Below are 17,964 nucleotides of genomic sequence, written 5' to 3'. Positions count from 1 at the left end.
TAATATACTATATTAAAAAAAATGCCTATTAGCTAGTTGTTTTGATAAATAAATGCATAATATCTATACTCTACACAATAATTAAAGCTAAAATATTCATCATATAATTATAAACTCAAATAATTGCCTACACAACAGATGAACAAAGACAAAATAATAGCTTATACAATAGGTATAGTTTTTTTAATTGAATTAATCGACGGCTCGGCTCTTAATACTGCTTTACCTCAAATTGCAAATGACTTTCAAGTAAATGCTTTAACTCTCAAAGTAGCGGTTACTGTTTATCTGTTAGCTTTGGGGTTATTTATTCCAGCATCAGGCTGGGTATCAGATAAGCTTGGTTGTAAAAAACTTCTAATAATATCTTTAATGGGATTTATTATCTCATCTATTGCTTGTGGCTTATCTACAAATATTATTAACTTAGTTATATTTAGAGCTCTCCAAGGCGCTTTTGGCGCATTTACAGCACCAGTCGCTCGTTTAGCCATGGTCAGAATATTTAAGAATGATAGACTAACAGCAATGTCAATAGTAGCAATAATTGCCACACTAGGTCCTTTAGTTGGACCACTACTTGGAGGAGCTATGACAAGCTATATAAGCTGGAGAATGATATTCTTTATTAATATCCCTATAGTTCTGACTTGTATTATTCTAATAAATATCTATCTACCAAACATATCAACAACAAAAATTAGAAAGTTTGATTTTAAAGGTTTCTTAATTATTGGTAGCTCAATCGCTTTATTAATGTTCTTTATAGATCTTATGATAGATGCAAATATACTTCCAAATATCAAATGGCTAATGCTTGCAATATCAATAGTCTTATTTATAGTATATTTACGTCATGCAATACGCTTAGGTGATAATGCAGTTATTAATATAAATATATTTAATAATAATTGTTTTAAGTACCTTACTATTATAAGTTCCTCGACTAGATTGCTAATAATGGGAATGTCTTTTCTTCTACCTTTATATTTACAAACAAAACAAAATTTTTCAGCTTTTGAGTCTGGATTAGCATTAATGTTTTTTATAGTGCCTGCTTGGTATGTCAAAAAAATAGTTAAAAAAGTCCTCATAAGCCTGCATTTTTATAAATTTTTTGTTATGAATCTCAGTGTAATGGCTATTACATACTTATGCTTAGGAATAATTTTTACCCACTTTAACTTTTTTATATTCTCAATTCTACTTATAATAATTGGTGTTTGCTTTGGAATGTTTACAATAGTATGTAATGCAGGTATTTACAACTCTATTGATAATGATGATTATATGAGTCCTGCAACAATTATTAATAGCTCTATAATTCAACTAACTAATGCTTTTGCAATATCTTGGGCAAGTGTTGTTTTAGCAACACTATCAGGAATTAAAAATATAAGCTTTGACTCTATTATATCTTCTTCTGCATTTGCATGGGTACAGGTTATATATTTCTTGGGCCTAGTAATTATTTTACTTTACGTAATCATTGCTAAACCAATTAATTTAAGCAAAGTCCCAACATCTTAGTTAATAAGCAAATCTTTGAGATATTTACCTGTATAAGATTTTTTACATTTGATAATATCTTCAGGAGTTCCTTCAAATATAATCTGACCACCTTTATTACCACCCTCAGGTCCCAGATCAATAATCCAGTCTGCCATTTTAATAACATCCAAATTATGCTCAATAATTACTACAGTATTACCTTTATCGCGTAAGTCCATAATTACTTTTAGAAGCTGATGAATATCATAAAAATGTAAGCCTGTAGTAGGTTCATCGAGAATATATAAAGTTTTTCCTGTTGAGCGTTTAGAAAGCTCTTTAGCTAATTTTACCCTCTGAGCTTCGCCACCTGATAATGTCGTCGCACTTTGGCCAAGCTTAATATAAGATAAGCCAACATTTACTAAAGCTTCTAGTTTAGTTTTTATACTAGGTACTGCATCATAAAATGCTAGAGCATCTTCAACAGTCATCTCCAAGACTTCATAAATATTTTTGCCTTTATACTGTACAGATAATGTTTCACGATTATAACGTTTACCTTCACAAACATCACATGCAACATATACATCTGCTAAAAAGTGCATCTCTACCTTAATAACACCATCACCTTGACAAGCTTCACATCGACCTCCTCGGACATTAAAGCTAAACCTACCAGCACTATAACCTCGAGATCTAGATTCTGCAGTAGCTGCGAATAGCTCTCTAATTGGTGTAAATACTCCCGTATATGTTGCCGGATTTGAGCGTGGTGTTCTACCAATAGGTGATTGATCAATATCAATAACTTTATCTAAATGATTAAAGCCTTTATGTGATTGATATTCCATTGGTACTAAAGTACTTCTATTTAGTAATCTTGATGCCAAAGGATATAAAGTTCTATTAATAAGTGTTGATTTTCCAGATCCCGAAACACCTGTCACACAAGTAAGCACTCCTATAGGAATTTTTAAATCATTTCCTTGAAGATTATTACCTGTAGCTCCCATTATTTGTAAATATCTATTTTTACTTGCTTTTAGGCGCTTTTGAGGTACTTCTATCTTTTTACGTCCACTTAAATAATCTGCTGTTAATGATTTTTTATTATTTATAATAGTTTTATAGCTTCCTACAGCAACCACCTCACCACCATGGACTCCTGCCATTGGACCCATATCAATGATATAGTCAGCCTGTTTAATAGCATCTTCATCATGCTCAACTACTATTACAGTATTTCCTAAATTTTTAAGATTATGCAAAGCATCAAGCAAACGCTGATTATCTCTTTGATGAAGTCCAATTGATGGCTCATCTAATATATACATTACACCAACAAGACCAGCCCCTATTTGACTAGCAAGACGAATACGCTGAGCTTCACCACCTGAGAGAGTATCAGCTTGTCTAGCAAGACTTAAATACTCCAAACCAACATTTTCCAAAAACTTTACTCTCAACTTAATTTCTTTGAGTAAATTTTCTGCTATAACTTGCTGCTGACCAATAAATTCTAAACCATCTAACCAGTTTAATAGATCTTCTATCGATAAAGCACAAACATCCGCGATATTTTTACCAGCTATAAAGATGTTTCTTGCGTACTCATTAACTCTAGCACCATTACATGATTTACATGTAAGATTACTCATTAACTCATAAAGATCTTTTTTGACCATATCAGAATCAGACTCATAATATCTACGCTCAAAATGTGGAATGACACCCTCAAAAGTTTTATTTCTAACTTGTCTACCTCCTCTTATTGAGTCAATCGTCATATCAATTGTTTCATCACCCGAACCATATAAAACTATATCTTGTATTTTCTTTGATAGCTTCTCAAAAGGCTCGTCTAGAGAAAACTTATAATGTGCAGCTATAGACTCTAATTGTGAGAAATAATATTGATTAGCTTTGTTCCATTTAACAATAGCTCCACTTTTTAATGATAAGCTTGGATCTATAATAATTTTTTTCTCGTCAAAAAATTCTTTAACACCTAAACCATCACAGCTACTACAAGCTCCTAAAGGACTATTAAATGAGAATATTCGAGGAGAGAGTTCTTTTAAAGCAAAGTTACATAGAGGGCAAGCATGCTTTGATGAAAACAATATATCTTGAGAGTTTTCATCACTCATATTCACTAATCTAACAATACCTTCACCTAAGTCCAGTGCTGTTTCTATAGATTCTGCAATTCGTTGCTGGTTATCTTTTTTAGGCTTAAATCTATCAACAACAACATCAATATTGTGCTTTTTATAACGATCTAAATCTGGATGCTCTTCATCAAGATTATAAAAATCACCATTAATTCTTACTCTAATATAACCTTGCGCAAGTATCTTATCTAATAATGTATGATGAGTTCCCTTTTTCTCCGAAACTACAGGAGCTAATATCATCAATCTAGCGTTTTCATCAAACTCTAAGATTTTATCAACCATTTGACTAATAGTCTGAGCCTTTAGTTCTATATGATGTGTCGGACACCTTGGCGTACCAGCTCGAGCAAAAAATACTCTCAAATAATCATAAACTTCAGTTACAGTTCCAACCGTTGATCTTGGGTTATGGGATGTTGTTTTTTGATCTATTGAAATAGCAGGAGAAAGACCTTCAATATGCTCAACCTCGGGCTTATCCATCATTGATAAGAATTGTCTAGCATATGAGGATAGAGACTCAACATATCTTCTTTGCCCTTCTGCATATAGAGTATCAAAAGCTAAAGATGATTTACCTGAACCACTAAGGCCTGTAATAACGGTTAATTTGTCTCTAGGTATCTCAACATCAATATTTTTTAGATTGTGGGTTTTTGCACCCTTTATGATAATTTTTTTCATAGAAAATTTTATAAAGAACCACCGATTATACTAAGTATAAGTACTTGCAAATAAAAATAAATTTAATTCTAGCTACTTAACTTAATAGTTTTACAAATATTTTATTTAATATTTAAATTCGCAAAAAGCACATTAATTACAAAGTAACTTTAAAGCAATAGATTATTATCTATACTCTACTTCTACTATTTCGTAAGTTACTTTACCTTTTGGTGTATCTAGAGTAATTTCATCGCCTTCTTCTCTTTTTATTAAGGCACGTGCTAAAGGAGCTCCTACAGATATTTTATGATCATCTATATTAGCTTCATCTTCGCCAACAATTTTATAAGTTGTTTCTTCTTCCGTATCAATATTCATTACCGTAACAGTAGATCCAAAGATAACCATTCCATTTGCAGAAATTTTTGTTACATCAATAACTTGAGCATTAGATAATTTTGATTCAATATCCTTAATTCTGCCTTCTATAATACCTTGTTTTTCTCTCGCTGCATGATACTCTGCATTTTCTTTTAAATCGCCATGCTCACGCGCTTCAGCAATAGCTTCAATAATATTAGGTCTTTCAACTTTCTTAAGATGATCTAACTCTATTCTTAAAGCTTGTTCTCCTGCTGGAGTCATAGGTATTCTACCGTTAGTCATTATTGTATTCTCCTTTAATCAATAAATATAAAAGCTATTCACAAGTATATACGCCACCACCATCTTTGGTTTTACTATCCGTATAAACAACCCTACCGACTAAATTAATAATTAAAGCTGCTTGATACTTGTTTGATCTATCACAGTATGTGATATTTCCATTTCCTGTTGCCATAAACCCATTAGGACTAATTCTTATATAACTTGGGCTACCTGATAAATTTATATATATATGTCCTTGGTGTCCCTGAGGTAAATTTGCAATTATGTTATCATCGACACCATTATATATTTCTGTGCCATCTTCACTCTCAAAAGCAATAATAGGTTCATCATTCCAAGATGGGGAATTTGCACAACTAAAACTATTCTCATCTAATTTACCACTTGTATCAAAACTATCTGGTGTAGCGGCACATACAATAACGGTTTTTCCGTCAGAGCGCGCTCTAATAACACTATATTCAATAAGTTTCTGCAAATTAGTTAGCCTAGTCTCGGCAAATGTTTTGTAGTAAAAAGTAAAGGAACTGATAGCAGCCATCATAAGTATAGTCATAATAGCAATAACCACCATAACCTCAACTAATGAGAAACCTTTCTTTTTACGCAATACCATTACTTAACTTTTCACCTTAGCTATTAGTCGCTTAGTTGACTCATCCAAATGCTTATACTCATCTGATGAAATATCATCCATAGCTTTTAAAATATTTTTTCCTAGTTTTTTACCAAGCTCAACACCCCATTGGTCATAACTATTAATATCCCATAAGACACCTTGAACAAATATCTTATGCTCATATAATGCTATCAATTCTCCTAGAGAGTAAGGACTTAGCTCTTCCAATAAAATAGTAGTGCTTGGTCTATTACCTGGTATCACCTTATGAGGAGCTAATTCTTTAGCTTCAGACTCACTTAGACCAGATTTTAACAGCTCATTATAAACCATATCATACGATTGTCCAAACATTAGTGCTTGAGACTGAGCAAAGCAGTTTGCAAGTAGAGCTTGCTGATGGTTCTCGTAATTATGATGACTATTTGCAATAGCTATAAAATCAACCGGAATAAAAACATTACCTTGATGTAAAAGCTGATGAAATGCATGCTGACCATTTGTGCCAACACCTCCCCAAAGAACTACTCCAGTCTGATAGTCAACATTTTGTCCATGCAGATTTACAGATTTGCCATTACTCTCCATATCTGCTTGTTGTAGATAATCAACAAAGTAACATAATCTCTCATCATATGGTAATAATGCTTGAGACTGACTATTATAAGCACAAGAATAGTAACTAGCTAATAATCCCATTATTACTGGAATATTTTTACTAAAAGTAGTTTCTTTAAAATGCTTATCTACTGAATATGCACCCTCTAATAGTTTCTCGAAATTATCATAACCAATAGCAAAAGCGATCGACATACCTATTGATGACCATAATGAATAACGGCCTCCAACCCAATCCCACATTTTATAACAATGCTTAAGATCTATACCAAACTCTTCAACTTTATCTAGTTTGCTAGATATCGCAACAAAATGATTAGCTACAGCTTTAGAATCCTCATAATGATCAAGCAACCATTCTCTAGCAGAAATAGAGTTTAAAAGAGTCTCTTCTGTAGAAAAAGATTTTGAAGCTACTATAAATAAAGTAGTCTCAGGATCAACAATGTGTAAAGCCTGTAATAATGAATCAGCATCTACATTTGAAACAAAATGTACTTTAAGGCCTGTACAATGATAAGGTTGTAAAGCTCTAACTACCATTTTAGGTCCTAAATCAGACCCACCAATACCAATATTTACTATATCTGTAATCTTTTTACCAGAAAAACCTTTCCAATTTCCAGACACAACTTTTTCAACAAGCTCTTTTACACGTTTTTTCTCTTGCTTAACTTCTTGACGAATATCTTGGCCATCAATAACTAAAGAACTATCTGAAAAGTCACGTAACGCAGTGTGAAGTACCGCTCTATTCTCAGTAGAATTGATTTTTTCACCTGCAAACATCTGGGAGATTTTTTCTTTGAGCTTAGACTTTTCAGCAGACTCTATTAATTCTAATAAAATTTTCTCATTAATAAGATTCTTTGAAAAATCAAAATATATTCCATCATGTGTTAACGATAATTTATCAATACGATTTTTATCATTCTCAAATTCTGTTTTTAAGTTAACATTTTGTTGCTTTAACTGCTTTTTAGCATCATTACAAAATAGCATTTAATCTATCCTTATATTTTGCATGCGAAATAAACAATAAAATATCCCCAGAAGAGTATGATATTTCTACCTTGTCTTCCGTAGCATAGTTTCTTGCACCAGTACTTGTATCTATACTTAAGCTTTCTCCACTTAAGGGATACCTTAAACCATTATAATATATATCTTCTGCAGATCCAAAAGGCATAACTGAAAACATCCTGCCTTTTACCCGACTTATAGAGAACTTATTTGGTATAAAAAAATATCTCGAATATATATCGATAAACTCTATATTTATTCTTTTTATATAGTTTTTAGCTATAGAAATATTACATAAAAAATGATCCATCTCACCTTCAGAAGCTCCAAATACAAATACTTTTGAAACACCTTGAGAAATTATATAATTAAGAGATTTTTCAAAATCTGTAGAATATTGATCCTTATCAATTAAAAATAATTCGTCATTTGAAGCAGTAAATGAATCAAAATCTCCAATCACTTTTTTAATTTTTGAACTCAATTGACTAGATTTAATTATTTTTCTATATGCTCCATCTGCACAGAAGATATCCAAGTGACAAAGATTATCTTGTATATACTGTTCACAAAAAGCCAAATCAACTTTACCATTTAGAAAAAGTATAGCTTGAGACATATAATTATTACCTTTATTTTAATATCTAACTATATTATTAAATATCTACTATAGTTATTTGGGGATGAGTTTACACTAGTGTATAAGCATAATATAGACTAAATACAAATTTAGCGTGTAACTAGCCAAGAAATTTAACAACTCTTGAGTGTAAAACATCCATTTCTTTAGGAATAAGTTTTGAGAAATTAATAAATCCATGCACCAAACTATCAAAATGATAATGCTGAACCTCAACATCATGTCTAAGAAGTCTTTCAGCAAACAATAATCCCTCATCTTTTAAAGGATCATACCCTGCGGTCATAACTAAAGTACGAGGCATATCTTCTAATCTTTTTATATAGAAAGGAGATATCTCTGGAGAACGCTTATCCATTCCTTCTGGAACGTATAATTCAGAATACCACATAGTTTTAGCTTTAGTTAAAATATAACCACTTTCAAAATCATCTAAAGATTTAGTTGGCATATGAGATAAATCAACTGATGGATATAAAATAATATTATTAACTATTTTAGCTTTATCATTTTGTAAAAGATTATGTGTTGCTAGGATTGTTAAGTTAGCTCCCGCACTATCTCCCATCAAAGTAAATTCTTTTCTTGATATACCAAATTTAGCTGCATGTTTATAAATATGTTCTGCAACGCATTCTACATCATTTAGTCCTGCTGGAAACTTATGCTCAGGAGCAAGCCTATAATCAACAGCAAACACAACTCTATTAGTTGTCAAAGCAAGCTTTCTACAAAAAGCATCAAATGACTCTAGTGTCCCTGAGACAAAACCTCCGCCATGAGAAAAGACTATAGCCTTCAATTTATCCTGAGTATTTGGATTATAAACCCTAACTGGAATAATATGCCCATCTTGATGGGGTATTTCAATATCTTCGACTTTATCAATCGACTCTTTTGGATAGCTATATAAGTTTAAAGAAGCTGCGGCTTTTCTTGTTGCTTCAAGATCCTTTCTATTTCCTTCACGATCAAACTTACCAATAAAAGTTAATAGATCCTGTAATTTTGGAGGAATTGCTTTAATACCCCCATATAGATCAGGAACTTTTTTAAGAACCTCAGCTTCTCGAGCTTTATCATGTTTTGAGTTATCTTTAGCTATAACTCTTAGCCACGCCTTCTTATTTGGTGCTAGAGAATCAATTGGTGTAGATAGGTATCTAGCAATACCAAGTTCATGACAATCATTCTCAGCATAGAATGGTAAATTATTTACTAACCATTTAAGTAGTTTTTCTGCTTTAAGATTATTAGTTTCTCTAATCTCTAAAACATTATAAAGATTTCTAACATCATATGACCAAGGCACATAATCAACAATAAAATTGCAACTAATATAATTAAGCCCTGCTTCTCTTGCTAGAGCAAATTCTGGAAAAGCAGTCATTCCAATAACACCACCACCCATACTTTGGAAGCATTTAGCATCTATTATTGTAGGAAATTGTGGACCTTCTATACAAACATAACTTTGCTTGAAATGAATATCAAAATCAAACTCTTGTTTCTTTTCTCTAATTTCTTCGGCAATACTCTCTGTAATTGGTTTTGATAAAGATACATAATTTAAAAGCCCCTGCTCACAAAACGTAAACTCACGTAACGATTTTGTTCTATCAATAAATTGATACGGAATAACCATATCGCCAGGCTTTAATTCGTCTCTTAAACTTCTAACAGAAGATAATGCTATAATTGAAGTTGCTCCATGCTTTTTCAAAGCATATATATTTGCCTTATAATTTATTTGATGTGGCAATATACTCTCTTCCAACCCAGTTCTATTTAAGAATAAAGTTTCTATACCCTCAACTTTTATTTTAAATAAACCATTTGAACATAATCCAAAAGGAGTTTCCCTAGATAACTCCTCTATAATTTCAAAATCATCAAATGACTCAAAACCACTACTTCCTATTATTGCCCACATATTTTATATACCTAAAAATTTGTTTCTAAAACTTTATTATCACCACAAAAGAGCTCGATGTTAAACTTATCTCCAGCATTTATTATTCCGACACCCTTTGGAGTACCCGTCATAAGTAAATCGTTCTCACATATTGAAATATTATTATCTTTCAAAAATTTAATAATTTGACTAGGTTTATATATCATTAACTCATAATTACCTTGTTGAATTAAACTACCATTTTTATAAGCCTTAAAATTCAACTTTGATATTTTATCTTCAGATATCTCGACAAAGTCACTAATTACAGCACTATTATCAAAAGCTTTAGCAAGTTCCCATGGTAACCCCTTAGCTTTAAGTTTTGATTGTAGTTTCCTATCTGTTAAATCTAGACCTACTCCAACAGCTTTTATTTTAGAATTATTATCAAAACTAAAAACTATTTCACACTCATAATGAGTTTCTCGGTTATCCGACAACTTTAAAGTTTTAGAAATACTTGAATTTGGTTTTAAGAAAATAACTGGATTCTCAGGAATTTCATTATTTAACTCTTGTATGTGCTCAACATAGTTTCTACCAACACATATTACTTTTGATTTTGATGTATCTATCTTCATAAATATTATAGTTTAAAGTCCTCACCTAGGTATACTTTTCTAACTGTTTCATCTGCTAAAACCTCTTCTGGTGTACCTGCTGCTAACATGTTTCCAGCATTTACAATATATGCTCTTTCACAAATGTCTAATGTTTCACGTACATTATGATCAGTAATCAAGACACCTATGCCGCGATCTTTAAGATGGCGTACAACTTCTTTAATTTCTATTACAGAAACCGGATCAACCCCTGCAAAAGGTTCATCTAATAGAATAAATTTAGGATCCATAGCTAGAGCTCTTGCTATCTCTACCCTTCTTCTCTCTCCTCCAGATAAAGCCATGCCTAAACTTTTACGGATATGTTGAATACTGAACTCATCTAAAAGCTCATTTAACTTCTCATCTATTTGGCTTTTACTTAAGTCTTTTCGTGTTTCTAATATAGCTACTATATTATCTTCTACACTTAATTTTCTAAAAACCGATGCTTCCTGAGGTAAATATCCTAGACCTCGTCTTGCTCTGAGGTGAATAGGCATTTTAGTAACATCTTCGTTTCCCATACGAACTTTTCCACGAGTTGCTGCAACTAAACCTACAATCATATAGAATGAAGTTGTTTTACCTGCTCCATTAGGTCCTAATAACCCTACGATCTCTCCAGTAGATACTTTCATAGAAACATTATTCACAACCCAACGTGAACCATATTTCTTACCTAACCTTTTTGCCTCTAATGTATACTTTTCCATCTTATACCTATTTTATAATCCAAAACTTTATCTCAAAAATAAGGCTTATCCAGTTAAGCCAACCACATGAGGTTTCTCAGTATTTTTATGATAATCAGAAATTGGCGTTAATCCTGTATTAATCTTAGTTTGTTTTGATATTCCTTCTAAAACAATTGTTGAACGTCTATTTCTACTTCCTGGAATTGATACTAAATCATGTCTAATATCATAAATAATCTTCTCACCTCTATAGCGATTTTCATTCTGTATTACCGTCGCTTTTTTATCTAATTCTAATTGTTTCTCAGCAATGTTATATATGATTTTTTTAGCAACTCCACTAACAGGACCCCTAGTGATTTTTTTACTTTCAATAAAATTTGGTGCAGAATTTGTAGGGAATGTATAAAATTGTGACCTATCCATACCTTCAGATTCCATTGTTAATGTTTCGACTTTTTTCTCTTTAGTCAGTTGCATAACAAGTTTTTGACCAGAGATGAAATTACACTCTTTTTCACTAGCACATAATTCTTTAGCCGTTTCAAACCATTTTTTTTGTAACTGTTCAAAAGAGTATTTCTTATCTCGTTCAAAATATTCAACACCTTTTTTCTCTATGCTTGGCTTATGACATAAAATATGTTTATTATGAATTTGCATAACAAAAACATTATCATAATATGTTAGTCTATTTTTACTACCATCATATACAGCCCTATCTGCACAAATAGTTATTGGGCCATATTCTTTTAGAACATTATCAACAGAATTATTCTCTTTTTCATCTGCTGTCACACTATCCTCTTTCATTGCTGTACTAGAGCTAATCGCAAATGAAGTATTAAATATTGAGAATAAACCTAAAACTACCAGCATTAATTTAGCTTGACGCATAGTAGCTCCTTACATCTTGATTAAGGTTAATAACTTTTGAGTCAGCATTTCCTCTTACTCCAACACCTGTCGTATTATTACCTGTTTTAGGATCATACATTTTAACAAAATTATTATTATAAAAGTCTTTAGAATCTGTATTATAGTACATCTCTGAAGTTTTTATATATAACTTATCTGGAGAGTATTTATTACTATCATCTGACGAAGCTTGCTCATTTTCACTATTAGCTTTTTTCTTCAAAAACATAATAGCATCTACACCATCATATAAATGTATTAGGTTTTCATTTGTTTCTTTACTCGAAAAGCCATGTTTAGATTTAACCTGCCAAGTTTTCTTACCTGTTTTTTTATCATAACTTCTCTCAATAAGATCTGTCATTTTCACATCTTGATTAGTATATTGCTCTAGCTTGCCTGAAACAAAGTTAGTCTTTAGATCACCATCCTTATCATATTCATTATAGTGAAAATTATAGGCTGTTAATTCAACTCTAGCTTTATCTTTATGTTCTTGATTAGGACTTACTCCACCTTCAAGAGCTTTATAACTTATATATAATATTGATACCACGACAACAACAATTGAGACAGTATTTGCAAAGAAAGAATATTTAGTAAAAAATTTCATTATATCCTATTTTACCCCACCAAACTCAACAAAGTCCTTAATTACCTTGTCATACAATCCTAGGTATTTTATTAAATACTCACAAAATTCTCGAACAGCACCATCACCGCCTTTTTTATGACAAACATAGTCTGCATAATCTTTCACTATATCAAGTGAGTCTGCTGGCGCTGCTGAAATACCTACTTTATTCATTAAGTTTATATCTGGTAAATCATCACCAATGTATGCAATATTCTCATTTTTCAAATTATATTTTTCTTTTAGAAGCTCATAAGCTTTTAATTTATTTTTTTGTCCTTGAAAAATATCTTCCGGATCTAAACCTAAAGAGATAAGTCTATCCTCTACAATTCTAGAGCTTTTTCCTGTTATTACTGCTATTTTTAAACCAAGCTTTTGAAGTAGAACTATACCTAAACCATCTTTAACATTAAAATTTTTATATTCATTACCATCATTAGATATAATGATCTTGCCATCTGTTAATACTCCATCAACATCTAATACTAATAATTTTATATCTTCTAATTTATTTACTTCCATTTAATGAACTTATAAAACATCTATCTCAATCAAAGATATTATCATAAATAACAATAAGACAAAATATTAAAGGACAAAACATCTAAGTTTATACTTATAATAAGGATTAAGCATTGGTATTTTAAAAAGGTGTTTAAAGAATATATAAAGTTATTAGATCTTTATAAATATAGCTAAGTTTAATAACAATATTGAGAAGTACTAAAGATTTTTTTACTTATAGTTTTTAACAGATTTTTCAATTTCTTTTTTAGCAAATGCAACATTATCCCAGCCATCAACTTCAACCCACTTTCCAGAATCAAGGTCTTTATAATGAGTAAAGAAATGCTCAATTTTACGTCTTAATGTTTCTGGTATATCTTGAACATCATTAATATGATCATATTCTTTTGTTAGTTTGTTATTTGGTACGGCGATAATTTTAGCATCAACACCACCATCATCCTCCATCTTAAAAACACCTACAGCTCTACAATTTATAACACAGCCAGCAAGTAAAGGATATGGTGCAATAACTAACACATCAATTGGATCACCATCATCATACAAAGTATTTGGCACAAAACCATAATTGCAAGGATATCTCATTGAAGAAGACATAAATCTATCAACAACAATCATATTACTCTCTTTGCAGAATTCATATTTAATTGGATCGCTATCTTGAGGTATCTCAATCACAACATTAAAATCATTTGGAATATCTTTTCCACAAGGTATATTTTTTAGCATAGTAATTTCTCCTTTATTTTTGCTAAATTATAAACACCTAACACACTATATGAGAGTCTAACACAAAAACCTTTGTATTTATATTACATAAATATTAAAATAGCCCAATAACGATTTAAGAAATGTAGACCTTTAATAAATTTTAAAGAGGGAAAAATATGAATTTAAAAAAAATAGCTTTACTAACAGCTAGCTTGACTACAAGCATTGCTATCGCAGCTCCTAATATATCAGCTAGCTCTGATCCATACTTTAATGGTGGTAATGGTATCCAGCAGAAAGATATCATTGTAAAACCTGTAGATATCCAACTAGATGCTGCAGCATGGGTAGCAATGGACTATCGTACGGGAGATATCGTTAGTGAAAAAAATATGGATGTTAGAAGAGAGCCTGCCAGTCTAACTAAGATGATGACATCTTACATAGTAGCTAGTGAAATTAAAGCTGGAAATCTTACATGGGACACTATGGTTCCAATTAGCCAGAATGCTGCTAGCACAGGTGGATCAAAAATGTATGTAAGAGCTGGAGCTAGAGTTTCTGTTAAAGATCTTGTGACAGGTATGGATGTAGTTTCAGGAAATGATGCAACTATCGCTCTTGCTGAATATATTGGCGGTACAACAGAAGCATTCACTACTCTAATGAATCAAACTGCTAAAGCTATAGGCATGAATAATACACACTTTGCAAATCCAGACGGTCTACCAGGAGGTAATCAATATACTACTGCGCATGACATGGCTCTATTAGCAAGATCTTATATTTATAACTTCCCAGAAGCATATAAAGTCTATGATAATAAAGGCCTTGTTTGGAATGCTACGAAACAAGTTTCTGTAAGTATTGCAGATCGTAAAGAATGTTTACCTAAATTTGATCGCTCTAATGGTGAAGTTATGCAAAGTTACACAGCTAAAGATTTAAGTGATGCTGCTAAAGATAATTGTACTAAACTATTCCCTAAACGTGACAACTTTGTTTTACAAAACAATAGAAACAAGCTTTTATTCACATTTGATGGTGCTGATGGAATAAAAACTGGACATACTAGTGCTGCTGGCTACTGTCTAGTTTCTTCTGCTAAGCAAGATGGTGAAAGATTTATATCTGTAGTACTTGGGACAGATAGTTCTGCAAAGAGAGACTCTGAATCTGCTAAACTACTAAGATATGCTTTAACAAAATATCAAAATGTATTGTTATACAAAGCAAACTCGCCAGTGACAATTAGTGCAGATAATATTCCTAATGCAAAAGCTGGACAAAAAATAACGGTTTCATCAAACCAAAATATTTATAAAACCGTACCTAAAACTTATATTCCTCATCTAAAACAAGGTATCGAGTTTAACCCTGGAGTTAAAGCACCTATAACTAAAGGACAAACTGTAGGTAATCTTGTTATAACAGTTGGAGGCCTAAAAGAGACGATTGCTAGTGTACCTGTAATAGCACAAAACGATATTTCTCAAAAAGGTTGGTGGTAATTAAGATTTTTATTAAGGAATAATAATGTCTGATAAAGAAAATAAAGAAACTTTTTTTGAGTTTCCATGCCAATTTCCTATAAAAATAATGGCAAATCCTCAAAAAGAGACTGTTGAATTTATACTAAATGTTTTTGAAAAATATGTTCCTAATCATAGTGAAATAGATTTCAACACAAAAGAAAGTAAAACAGGTAAATATATTTCTATAACTGCTATTTTTACAGCTGATAGCAAAGAGCAGCTAGATAATATATATAGAGAAATTTCTGGTCATCCAGAAGTACATATGGTTCTATAAAATCTTACTAATTATAACTACTACAATTCTATTATGCCAACTCAACAAAAAAAATTAGGCTTACAAGAATACTCTAATGTATTTAGAGATATGATTGCATTCACAGCAAGCCGATCTGAGAATACAAATGATGAAATATGGCTTGTCGAGCATCCTGCTGTATTTACTCAAGGTAAGCACGGAAAACCTGAACATATTTTAAACCTACACAACATTCCAATAGTTGAAACTGATCGCGGTGGTCAAGTAACATATCACGGACCAGGACAAGCAGTTATATATTTTTTACTCGATGTTAAAAGGAATAAACTAGGTGCTAAAAGACTAGTTTCCATTATTGAGCAAACTTGTATCAATGTGCTAAAAAAATATTATAACTTAGATGCTCATACTATAGAAAATGCTCATGGAATATATATAAATAGTAAGAAAATAGCATCATTAGGTCTTAGAGTTAAACAAGGTAAAACTTATCATGGTATAGCTATTAATGTAGATATGGATCTTACCCCATTTAGTTACATTAATCCTTGTGGTTATAGTGGTTTAGAAATGTGCCAGATTAGCACCTTTGTTAAAGAAGCTAATGTAGAGAAAGTTCAGATACAATATATTGAGGAATTCTTAAGATTAATAGAGTAAGAATTAAGAGTAGTTCTTTTGCAAATCTTTTTTAACACTCAATAAAAGTTCTCTAGATCTTACTTTATCACCAAAAATATCATATTTAATTTCTAATGTTGAGGCATGTTCTGTAATTTGATAAACATTGATACTAAAGGTTCCTTGATATTTTTTAGAATCAACCTTACCTTCTATAACCGCTCTTTCATTAGTAATTATGTTTTTAGTTAAAGTAATATTTTTATTATTTTTAAACTGATCCAATACAGCATGACTAACCTGCTCAACAGAATAGTCAAAATTTTCAGAATATTCCGCTTCCTGCTCAACAGCATATGGCACTAGAAGACAGCTATTAAGAGTTGACATACAAACAGCCAATAAAAATATTGACAATAATTTTTTCATTTAAGTTTAATGAATGTGTAAAATTTTATTAATCTAACATAAAATAATAAATAAATCTACATTTCAAAAAATTCTTAAAATATAAACTTTAACACTCATATTAATCTAAGCTCCCATATTTTTTACACATTTCTATAAAAGCTATAGCTGGACGTGAAAGTTGATTTTTTTTACTATATATACAGGCATTACTAACATAAATAGAATCTTTTATAGTTGGTATTTCTTTGAGTTTATCAGACATCATATCTTTAGTAATTAAAGCCCAGCCAAAACCATTCTCAACAAGTTTTCTTATTACTTCAAGTGTACTAAAACCACTTAGTTCTGTTGATGTTATTTGAAACTTATGCATTATTGAATTCAAAATATTATGATGTTCATTACCAGCTGGAGCAGATAAGACAGGAATATTATTTAAGTATCTAATCCTATTATTAGCTGACTGACTCCAGTAATCATGATCTTTAGCAATAACAGCAATAAGTTGCTTTTTTTCAAAGATATTAGACTCTATAATTTTCGGCATATTTCTATTTATAGTTACCAAACCGACTTCTATCTCTGATGAATTAACTCTATCGATAATAGATAGATAGTGAGTATGTAGAATCAAGTTTGATATCTACTTTAGGATATTTATTAACATATTCTTTGAGTATTCTAGGTAAAAAGTCTGATCCAATCTGATGGCTACAACTAATATTTAATTCTCCAACGACATCATTTTGTATTTCATTAATTTTAGTCTGAAGATTACTCCAAGCATGAATAAGATCAATTGCATAGGGAACTAAAACCTTACCTGTAGAGGTAAGCTGAACCGAACTTCCATTGCGATAAAATATCTGATTATCTAAAGCTTTTTCTATTTGAGATATTCTTTTAGTAATAGTTGGCTGAGTCATAAACAATTTTTTAGCAGCAGCAGTAAATGATTGTGTCTCAACAACAGCAAGAAAGGTGCGTATATTCTTTATAGATTCCATTATTGAATAATTTATATAAATTTAATTCATTTTATCTATAGCACTCGGATTTATATAATATTTTTACAGTAAATCTAAAAAAAACATAATGGTAATTTTAAAGACTGTTGAATAAATCTTTCAATTTCTATGAATAGGAATATTTTTGCTATTTTTAGTAAAAACTTAGCCTTA

19 protein-coding genes are annotated in these 17,964 nt (G+C 31.1%); 4 read left to right on the top strand and 15 right to left on the bottom strand.

The genetic code is table 11. The annotated features are described in order from the left end of the window. Window positions 1-138 precede the first annotated feature (138 nt). A complete protein-coding gene (locus R8535_RS06530) occupies window positions 139-1,530 on the top strand; it encodes an MFS transporter (RefSeq protein ID WP_329497650.1) in 1,392 nt (463 codons plus the stop codon). Here R8535_RS06530 and uvrA read toward each other — a convergent pair. The 12 genes from uvrA to ppa form a co-directional block, all read right to left on the bottom strand. After that, on the bottom strand, window positions 1,527-4,355 hold the full coding sequence (gene uvrA / locus R8535_RS06525; RefSeq protein ID WP_329497651.1) for an excinuclease ABC subunit UvrA: 2,829 nt from the start codon (window positions 4,353-4,355) through the stop codon (window positions 1,527-1,529). The genes R8535_RS06530 and uvrA overlap by 4 nt on opposite strands. Before the next feature lie 165 nt (window positions 4,356-4,520). Next, the gene (gene greA, locus R8535_RS06520; protein ID WP_329497653.1) at window positions 4,521-5,003 is read right to left on the bottom strand and encodes a transcription elongation factor GreA; all 483 of its coding nucleotides are present in this window, start codon (window positions 5,001-5,003) and stop codon (window positions 4,521-4,523) included. A gap of 34 nt (window positions 5,004-5,037) precedes the next feature. Then, window positions 5,038-5,622, bottom strand: coding sequence for a GspH/FimT family pseudopilin (locus R8535_RS06515; RefSeq protein ID WP_329497655.1), 585 nt, complete (start codon window positions 5,620-5,622; stop codon window positions 5,038-5,040). Window positions 5,623-5,625: 3 nt separating this feature from the next. After that, the gene (gene pgi / locus R8535_RS06510; protein WP_329497657.1) at window positions 5,626-7,245 is read right to left on the bottom strand and encodes a glucose-6-phosphate isomerase; all 1,620 of its coding nucleotides are present in this window, start codon (window positions 7,243-7,245) and stop codon (window positions 5,626-5,628) included. Beyond that, window positions 7,232-7,885, bottom strand: a complete 654-nt coding sequence (locus R8535_RS06505) for a thiamine diphosphokinase (RefSeq protein ID WP_329497658.1) — start codon at window positions 7,883-7,885, stop codon at window positions 7,232-7,234. The genes pgi and R8535_RS06505 overlap by 14 nt, the downstream gene beginning before the upstream one ends. Window positions 7,886-8,006: 121 nt before the next feature. Continuing rightward, window positions 8,007-9,839 carry an alpha/beta hydrolase fold domain-containing protein gene (locus R8535_RS06500; protein WP_329497660.1) on the bottom strand — a complete coding sequence of 611 codons (1,833 nt, stop codon included), beginning with the start codon at window positions 9,837-9,839 and terminating at the stop codon, window positions 8,007-8,009. Between the two features lie 11 nt (window positions 9,840-9,850). Beyond that, window positions 9,851-10,444 (bottom strand): fumarylacetoacetate hydrolase family protein, encoded by a 594-nt coding sequence (locus R8535_RS06495; RefSeq protein ID WP_329497663.1) that lies wholly within the window; start codon window positions 10,442-10,444, stop codon window positions 9,851-9,853. Between the two features lie 5 nt (window positions 10,445-10,449). Continuing rightward, window positions 10,450-11,181: an LPS export ABC transporter ATP-binding protein gene (gene lptB, locus R8535_RS06490; RefSeq protein ID WP_329497665.1), complete on the bottom strand. Its 732-nt coding sequence runs from the start codon at window positions 11,179-11,181 to the stop codon at window positions 10,450-10,452. Between the two features lie 45 nt (window positions 11,182-11,226). Beyond that, window positions 11,227-12,060 carry an LptA/OstA family protein gene (locus tag R8535_RS06485; RefSeq protein WP_442902166.1) on the bottom strand — a complete coding sequence of 278 codons (834 nt, stop codon included), beginning with the start codon at window positions 12,058-12,060 and terminating at the stop codon, window positions 11,227-11,229. Then, the gene (gene lptC, locus R8535_RS06480; protein ID WP_329497667.1) at window positions 12,047-12,694 is read right to left on the bottom strand and encodes an LPS export ABC transporter periplasmic protein LptC; all 648 of its coding nucleotides are present in this window, start codon (window positions 12,692-12,694) and stop codon (window positions 12,047-12,049) included. The genes R8535_RS06485 and lptC overlap by 14 nt, the downstream gene beginning before the upstream one ends. Window positions 12,695-12,700: 6 nt before the next feature. Then, entirely contained in the window at window positions 12,701-13,240 is a 540-nt protein-coding gene (locus R8535_RS06475) for a KdsC family phosphatase (RefSeq protein ID WP_329497669.1), read from the bottom strand. Between the two features lie 213 nt (window positions 13,241-13,453). Further along, window positions 13,454-13,975 carry an inorganic diphosphatase gene (ppa, locus tag R8535_RS06470; protein WP_329497671.1) on the bottom strand — a complete coding sequence of 174 codons (522 nt, stop codon included), beginning with the start codon at window positions 13,973-13,975 and terminating at the stop codon, window positions 13,454-13,456. Window positions 13,976-14,133: 158 nt separating this feature from the next. Between ppa and R8535_RS06465 the strand changes: the two genes are divergently transcribed. From R8535_RS06465 to lipB, 3 genes are read left to right on the top strand one after another with little or no spacing between them, the layout of a single operon-like run. Continuing rightward, on the top strand, window positions 14,134-15,468 hold the full coding sequence (locus R8535_RS06465; RefSeq protein ID WP_329497673.1) for a D-alanyl-D-alanine carboxypeptidase family protein: 1,335 nt from the start codon (window positions 14,134-14,136) through the stop codon (window positions 15,466-15,468). A 25-nt stretch (window positions 15,469-15,493) separates the two neighbouring features. Beyond that, window positions 15,494-15,769, top strand: coding sequence for an HP0495 family protein (locus tag R8535_RS06460; RefSeq protein ID WP_329497675.1), 276 nt, complete (start codon window positions 15,494-15,496; stop codon window positions 15,767-15,769). Window positions 15,770-15,802: 33 nt separating this feature from the next. After that, window positions 15,803-16,411 carry a lipoyl(octanoyl) transferase LipB gene (gene lipB, locus R8535_RS06455; RefSeq protein WP_329497677.1) on the top strand — a complete coding sequence of 203 codons (609 nt, stop codon included), beginning with the start codon at window positions 15,803-15,805 and terminating at the stop codon, window positions 16,409-16,411. A gap of 3 nt (window positions 16,412-16,414) precedes the next feature. Here the strand turns inward: lipB and R8535_RS06450 are convergent, their stop codons facing one another. The 3 genes from R8535_RS06450 to R8535_RS06440 all read right to left on the bottom strand — a co-directional run bounded on the left by R8535_RS06450 (window position 16,415) and on the right by R8535_RS06440 (window position 17,790). After that, entirely contained in the window at window positions 16,415-16,801 is a 387-nt protein-coding gene (locus R8535_RS06450) for a DUF3568 family protein (RefSeq protein WP_329497679.1), read from the bottom strand. 100 nt (window positions 16,802-16,901) lie between these two features. Next, window positions 16,902-17,351, bottom strand: coding sequence for a LysR family transcriptional regulator substrate-binding protein (locus R8535_RS06445; protein ID WP_329499494.1), 450 nt, complete (start codon window positions 17,349-17,351; stop codon window positions 16,902-16,904). A gap of 28 nt (window positions 17,352-17,379) precedes the next feature. Then, window positions 17,380-17,790: a LysR family transcriptional regulator gene (locus R8535_RS06440; RefSeq protein ID WP_329497681.1), complete on the bottom strand. Its 411-nt coding sequence runs from the start codon at window positions 17,788-17,790 to the stop codon at window positions 17,380-17,382. Window positions 17,791-17,964 lie beyond the last annotated feature (174 nt).

Origin of the sequence: Francisella sp. 19S2-4 (genome assembly GCF_036281795.1) — a bacterium.
Taxonomy (GTDB): domain Bacteria; phylum Pseudomonadota; class Gammaproteobacteria; order Francisellales; family Francisellaceae; genus Francisella.
This window is presented reverse-complemented; position numbering and strand designations above follow the sequence as displayed.